The following is a 7,054-nucleotide window of genomic DNA, read 5'->3' as shown; positions in this document are numbered from 1 at the left end:
GCCGTAGATCCTGTCGCGCTCCTCGGTAAACGAGAGGATGCGGGAGCCGGTCCCATCCGACTTGAGGCTCCCGATGCGCCGGCCGACGCCGCCCACGACCCGGCCCAGCAGGGGCGGGAGCCCCGAAACCCACTCTCCCATGAGGACCCAGCGCCAGACGGGGTCTTCCCCGTGCAGGGCCCCGGCTCCCTGGCCCGACCAGAGGAGCTTCACCTGGCCCGTCGCCGCCTCCGCGAGACGCAGGAAGAGAGGCCCCCACGCCGCGGCGACCGGCTCCTCGCAGATCCGCGCGGTCGCTGCGAAGAGCGCCGGGATCTCCGATGGATCGATCATCCGCTCGCGATGGACTGTCCCAAGCGCCCGCGCGGCCTGCCATGCCGCGGTCCTCTCGTCTTCCTCGGCTCCTTCGCGGGCGAGGCCGGCCGTGTAGGTCGTGACCTCCTTTCCCTCGCGGGTCCGCAGGAGCGCCAGAGCGGAGGAATCGACGCCGCCACTCAGGAGGATGCCTGTCTTCTCCGCCGCGCAGCGGCGAACGACGCCCTGCAGGATTCCTCGATAGGCGTCGACCGCCGCGTCGAACGAGAGGTCGAGCTCTCCGGAATCCAGGGCGTCGGCGCGATGGACCTTCACGTCGCCGCGCGTGACCTGAAGGAAGTGCCCCGGGGGCATCTTGTGGATCCCCTTCAGGAGGCTGTGCGGCGCCGGATTGAATCCGAGGGAGAGAAGGACCCTCAGTTGCGGAGGATCGAGTTCGAGGCGGACCGACGGATCGGCCAGGAGCGCCCGGATCTCGGACGCGAAGAGGATGCGTGAGCGCGTCCGATGCAGGTAGAGGGGACGCATCCCGATCGGGTCGCGGATCAGCCAGGTCGTGTCGGCCGTCGGATCATGGACCGCCGCCGCGTAGAACCCCTTCAAGCGCGCGAGGAAGGCGGGGCCGTGGGCGCTCAGGCCGGTGGAGAGGAGATGCCCGGCGTTCGCCCCGCCCTGGCGGCCTTCCCGCGCCAGCTCCGCGACGAGGTCGCGCTCGTTGTCGACGCGCCCATCCACGACCCCGCCGGGGACGGTCAGGGCGTTTTGGCTCGGGGCAGGCCAAACGGCCGGCGGCCCGTCGGAGAGAGCGGCGAACCAGGCGTCGCGCCACCGGATCCGCGTCACCTCTCCGCCTCTGTGGCCAAGGCGGGAGATCATCCCATCGAGGATGCCCTCGTCGAAGGCCCGAGGCTCGAGCCCGATCTGTCCGCAGATCGCCCCCATCCGTACAGCGCCCCCCCGTCGGAATCGCGGCTCACGAAGTCCCTGGACTCTAGCACCAGATGGAGGGCGGTTGCAGCGGCGAGAGTGGGGAGCTACCGGTGCATCCGCTCGGCTCGGCCACGTCTTCGGTCGGCAAATAGACGCCGGCAGTTCCCTTCGCCCCGCCAGGTTCGCGTTCGCGGCGCGGGGCTTCGGGAACCGATCGGGGTAAATGGACGCGCCGGGTGGAGCGCTTCCGGCCCGCCTGGGTCAGCGCCTGCGGAACATCGCCGACAGCGCCCGCGCGTCGGCCTCCCGGCCCGGGTAGCGCTCCCACCACTCGAGGGCATGGGCGACGAAGATCCCGAGCAGAAGCCCCAGCAACCCCGCGATCATGCCGACCTTGCGGATCACAGGGCTCTTCTTGAAGGCTGGCACGGCCGCGGAATCGAGCACCTGCACGACGGGGATGTCCTGCGTCTCCTGGATCCGCGCACGGTAGAGCTGCTCGGTGAGAAGCTCGAAGACGACCTCCTGGATCTTCGCCTCTCGCAGGAAGCCTGCATAGAGGCGCCCCAGCTCGGGCATCTTGTCGAGTCCAGCATCGATCGGGTCGGACGAGTCGCCGCCTCCGCCGCGCCGAAGCTCTCCGATCCTCCTGCGCAACTCCGCCACCTCGTTGCGCAGGGTGCGGACGTCGGGATGGTTCGCCTGCATCGATTGCAGGGCGACGCCAAGCTCGATCTCCCGGGCGAGGAGTTGCCCCTGCAGCGTCCCCGCGACCGCGATCCCCGCCTTCACCTGCTCGGTCACATCGATGGCGAGGTGGGCCGACTGGAACTCGGCGAGGTCGCGTCCCGTCTTCTCGAGCCGCTCTGCGGTCGTCTGGACCTGCTGTTCCAGATAGATCCGGGTCTGGCGGGCTCGGCTCGTGCTCTTCTCCCGATTGACCTTGTCGAGCCCGCGCACGAGCTCGTTGCCGATGGCCGCGACACGGCGCCGCGCCTCGATCTTGTCGGCCTTGCCCGGAAGGTAGCCCGTCCGCGCGCGCACCGTGAGGGTGATCAGGCCGTTGTTCGCCGTTCGGACCGTGACGTCGCTCTCGAGTTGCTGCAGAGCGTAAGTCAGTGCCTTGAGGGAGTCCTTCTCGGCGATTCCGAAGGCGCGGATCAGGTCCAGCTCTCTGATCGTGTGCTCGAATACCGAGCGGCTCCGGATCATGTCGGCGTAGAGGTCGGACGTCGCGATCTGCGCGAAACCTATCTGCAGCATCGCGAGCGTTGATTGGATCCCTCCCCCTATCGAGCCGAGCGGAGAGGACTGGTCGGGAGGCATGATCGTGACGCTCGTCTCGTAGGTCGTGGGCACGACGAAACCCATGATCCCCGCGATCAGGCCCGCGGCGACCGCCAGGCCGATCACCATTCCCTTCCTCCTCGCGATCACCTCGAGAAAGGGAACGAGGGCGAGGCGCCCGGTCCCAGGCGCCTGAGGCGAAGCCGTTCTGTTCTCGGATGCCGTCATTCCGTGCTCGTCTTGATCACGAGGTAGATCGTCGCGACCTGGGACAGGATGAGCAGACTGTCCTTGAATATGGAGTACCACTCCCGATCCGGCTTCTCCGGCACCCAGATCGTGTCGCCCGGCCCCACCCTGACGCCGCCTCCCCGCTTGATCCACTCGCCGGTCGAGGCGCGGATCAGCACGGTGCGCCCCTTGGCGGCCTTCCACGCGTACCCTCCCGAGCGGGCGATGTAGTCCTCGATCGATAGTCCAGTCTCGTAGCGGATGTTGCCCGGCAGCGCGACCTGGCCGGCAAGGGTCACATAGGTCTTCTTCAGGGGCACGATGATGACATCGCCGTCGCGCAGGAGGACATCCTGCGCGCTGTTGCGGCCCTCGAAGAGCTCGGTGAAGTTGACGGCCATGAGCCCGGGGCGCTGGCGCCCGCGCATCTTGAAATACTCGTACTCCGTCTGGCTCATGTCGGCCGCGGAGACGAGGCGTAGGCGCTCGAACTCGGGGTCCTTGATCGACTCATCGACCCTGCGGACCAGCGTGGCCTCGCGGAGAGAGGCGTCGGGCGTGAAGCCGCCAGCCCGGGCCAGCAACTCGGTCAGGGTCGTCTTGTCCTCGTCGATGATGTAAGTCCCCGGGAAGCGGGCTTCCCCCCGAACCTCCACGCGATGGCGCACGTCCCAGTTCGGATCGGTGCGGATCTGGATCGCGTCGCGGGCCTGCAAGCGGAAGCTCCACGCGGAAGACCGTCGCTCGGCGCCGGCGAAGAGATACGAGATGCTCGGCACCGTGCTCCCCGGCGCGTAGCGAGCGATCTCGATCGTGTCGAGCGTGGCCTTCTGTGTGAGCCCGCCCGCCAGGCGGATCATCCCGCCGAGCGAGTCCCCCTCGAGGAACTCGATCTGCCCGGGCTTGTTGACCTCGCCGTTCATCATCACACCTTCGCGGCGGAACCCCACGATCAGGACATCGCCGTCCTGTAGCTGCGGATTCGACTGCAAATCCCCGGTCCTCCAGAAACCGAGAAGATCGCAACGGATGGCCTCGCGGTCCCGCCGGAAGATGTGGATCGCGCGGTCCGAGGCGTTCGGCAACGGCCCGCCCGCGAGCTGGATTCCCTCCGAGGCGCGGTCGGCCTGGCTGGCCTGGTACTGCCCGGGGGCCGCGACCTGGCCGAGGACGAAGACCGCGAACCGCCGCAGCCGCTGGAGATTCACGATCACCTGCACGTTCCGATAGGAACGCATCGCTTCATCGCCGATCAGGACGCGGGCCTGCTCGAGGGTCATGCCTGCGACCGTGACCGGGCCGGCGCCGGGGATGAGAACGAATCCCTCCGGCGAGACCTCCAGCTCATCGAACCTGCGGATCGTTCCCTGCAAGGTCAGGCCGAGCACGTCGCCGGGCCCCACGACATAGAGGGCGGGGTCGATCGGGCCCTCAAGCAGAGGCTCCTCTGCCGAGCGGTCCGCGGGCCTCTGGCCCAGCGGCCGCGCGAACGCCTCGGGCGATTCCTTCGCGGCTTCCTGCGCTTGCCGCTGGAAGCGCCGCAGCTCCTGGAGATCCGAAGCCGACTGGGATGCGGCGGCGGAAGGCAGGGCGGCGAGCGGCACAGCCACGACGAAGAGGCGGAGCATGCCCCTCTGAAGAGTCTCGAAGAACCGCCTATTGGGTGATCTCATCATGATCGATTTCGCGGCGCCTCCGCACGCACCACCGTGAGCCAGCGATGCGGCGGCGGACCGACGTGTCTCGCCTCCAGAACCGGCGCCGATTCCGCGCTCCCGTAGCGGCGGGAAATCGGCTCCGCTCCAATCTGCCAGGATGCAGAGGCGGGGCGCAACAGGATAAACCGGGCCGTTCCGGACGGGAGATCGATCGCGCACGCCTGTCCGCGGCGGTTCTCCTCGACGCGGACCCTCGCGCCCGGCCCCAATCGGAAACGAAGGATCGACTCGACGGCCTCCGGCGCGCCGGGCGCATCGCGCGAGGAGACGACATCCTCGATGAAGAGCAAGCGCATGCGGACGCGAACGCGGCGGGTATGGATCAACCCTTCGCCGAAGCCTTCGTGCCAGCAGGCGATGTCCGGACGATCGGCGCGCCGCACGCGCGCGCCGCATGAGATGCTCGCGGGCCCCTCGAAAGTCGTGCGCGGATCGATGGGGCTCTGCTCCCTACCGGCGAGTTCCAGAGTGGAATGGGCCCCGGTCGACCGCAAGCGATGGCGCAACGCGCGATCGCAACCGTACCCTCCCGTGCCCGGGTCGATCAGAAGCGGCTCGCCCGCGAGGTCGAGGACGATCGAAAGAAGATCGTTGTGCGCGTGCGTGGGAAGCCAACCCTGGTGTCTGTCCCGCGCGACGATCAGGCCGCGCAGGGGCGGGGCATCGAAGGGAATGAACCCCCGCGCGTGTGGCGTGAGGCCGGACGGAGAGGGCGGCGGGGCCGATGCGGGCGGCGTCGCTGCCGCGTCCGATGACCCAGCCACGGCTCGCGGGGTCGCCGTCCCGGACTCGACATCCCCCGCGGCTCCCAGCCAGATCGCTGCCTCGCAGCTCTCGCGCCGCAGCCGCAGACCCGGCAGAGCAAGAAGAGCCTCCGCGGCCTGCAGCACAGGCTCGGGATCGAGCGGATCGAGCGCTTCGAACGGCCGACAGGCGAACGGCGGGAAGAAGGAATCGTCGCCGTCCCCGATGAAGGGCAAGCCGGAGGGTAGGGCCGCAGCCCTCAGATGGAGCGCCAGCGCGCGGAGCGGCCCGTCCAGTCCCACCCGCTCCTGGGACGGGAGGGCGGCGAAAGCGGCCAGGCCCGCTTCCAGACAGAACCGCTCATACGGCAGCGATCCCTCCGCATGGGCTCCGCCCGCAAGCACCTGCTCCGCGAGACACTCCCGCAGTCCCGCCGCGCCGATCGCCCGCCAGCGCTCCCCCGCATCGGCGCCACGGTAGAGCTGCCCGAGGATGCAGAGTCCCGCATGGTCCGCGATCGTGTGGTTCGTTGTGAACCCAAGGGGATTGCGCTCGATGTGATGCTCCAGGAAGAGGCCGTGGAGGAACAAGAGCCTGACGATCCGCTCGCGCCGGCCGGCGGTCAGCTCCGGCGCGCCACGGAGAGATTCCAGCGCGAAGCAGAGGGCCGCCCCGCGGATCGCCACCTCCATCCCCACCGCCCAGTGGATCGTACGGAAGGGCGAGCAACCGGTCTCGAACGACTCGATCTGCGCGAGCAGGGATCCCGCGGCGCCCGACTCCGGCGCGACGAGGTGCGCCCTCGCCAGGAGCAGGGCATTGTGAAAACGCGCCGGCTCCCAGGCCATCCGCGCATCTCCCCCGCGCCCGGGATCGTCGAGTCGGATGCGCGCGTGATTGCAGTCGGGCCAGGGCGTCGAACGAAGCGGATCGCGATGCCATGAGGAGGGATCGAGGAGATCCTGCTCCCGACCGAAGAGGCGGATCGACCCGCGAATCGCATCCCCGGCTTCCACGAGAGCGGCCTGCCGATCGATCGTTGGGCGGACCCTTCCGATCGGGGACTCGGGCAGGACGAGCGGCTCGGGTGGCGCGGAGTCGAGCCTCTCGCTCACGAGACGACTCTCGTCCGCCGTGATGAAGCCGCCGTCGCGGAAGCGGCGCAGGATCTCCTCATCCGCCGCGGCGTGACGCCGGGCGCCCATCTCCCGGCGGAGGCGGCCGAGGGCCCGCTTCCAGAGCGGCCGGCTCCTCACCACAACCTCCCGATCGGCTCGAGGATGCGATCGCAGACCTCTTCGGCGATCCGCTCGCGCGCAAGCGGCAGTCTGCGTTCGGTAGCCTTGCGGATCGCGATCTTCTCGAGATCGGCGTCCCCGCAGACATGGATCAGGCGGCCCTGCTCGATGAGCCAGCGATCGACGGCGCCGAGAGGCGCCGCGAGCACCGTGTAGGCGGGCGTGCCGAGAAGAGCCGCCTCGCGGTTCATCGTTCCCCCCGCGCTGACCACGAGATCGGCGCGGGCGAGCAGATCGAGTCCTCTGACTCCGCGGGCGAGAACGCGGAGGTTCCCATTGCCCCGGGCGAGAATTCCGCGCCTCTGCTCGTCGGTCCGAGGGGCGACCAGCACGCGGAGAGAGGGCTCGCCGAGCAGGCGATCGATCACGCGCGCGAAGAGGGCATTTCCAAACCCGTGGTAGAGGGCGAAGGTGGCCGGCGGTCTCAGCACGGCAAGGATATCCTTCTCGATGTCCCACTCCCCCGCCGGCGTGGGCTCGATCGCCGCGCGCAGCGTCGAGGCGAACGCGGGATCGGGATGGAACCCGGCG

At 69.1% G+C, this 7,054-nt stretch carries 5 protein-coding genes; all 5 read right to left on the bottom strand.

Features of this window, described 5'->3' with window-relative positions; genetic code table 11:
• Positions 1 to 1,257, bottom strand: a 1,257-nt coding sequence (locus tag FJY88_10510) for an asparagine synthetase B (GenBank protein MBM3287764.1), incomplete at its 3' end; no start/stop codon positions are given.
• Between the two features lie 249 nt (positions 1,258 to 1,506).
• Positions 1,507 to 2,760, bottom strand: coding sequence for a hypothetical protein (locus FJY88_10505; GenBank protein ID MBM3287763.1), 1,254 nt, complete (start codon positions 2,758 to 2,760; stop codon positions 1,507 to 1,509).
• A complete protein-coding gene (locus FJY88_10500) occupies positions 2,757 to 4,439 on the bottom strand; it encodes a hypothetical protein (GenBank protein ID MBM3287762.1) in 1,683 nt (560 codons plus the stop codon). The genes FJY88_10505 and FJY88_10500 overlap by 4 nt, the downstream gene beginning before the upstream one ends.
• Positions 4,436 to 6,481, bottom strand: a complete 2,046-nt coding sequence (locus FJY88_10495) for a hypothetical protein (GenBank protein ID MBM3287761.1) — start codon at positions 6,479 to 6,481, stop codon at positions 4,436 to 4,438. Before FJY88_10495 ends, FJY88_10500 begins: the two co-directional genes overlap by 4 nt.
• Positions 6,478 to 7,054, bottom strand: a 577-nt coding sequence (locus FJY88_10490) for a DUF354 domain-containing protein (protein MBM3287760.1), incomplete at its 5' end; no start/stop codon positions are given. The genes FJY88_10490 and FJY88_10495, both read right to left, overlap by 4 nt.

Source organism: Candidatus Eisenbacteria bacterium, assembly GCA_016867495.1.
Lineage (GTDB): Bacteria > Eisenbacteria > RBG-16-71-46 > CAIMUX01 > VGJL01 > VGJL01.
Note: the sequence above shows the minus strand (reverse complement) of the source record. Positions and strands in the feature narration are given on the sequence as shown.

What these genes read in the sequence shown, in the direction of transcription:
- FJY88_10505 (MBM3287763.1), bottom strand. Translation starts at nt 2,760, where the DNA reads ATGACGGCATCCGAGAACAGAACGGCTTCGCCTCAGGCGCCTGGGACC.
- FJY88_10500 (MBM3287762.1), bottom strand. Translation starts at nt 4,439, where the DNA reads ATGATGAGATCACCCAATAGGCGGTTCTTCGAGACTCTTCAGAGGGGC.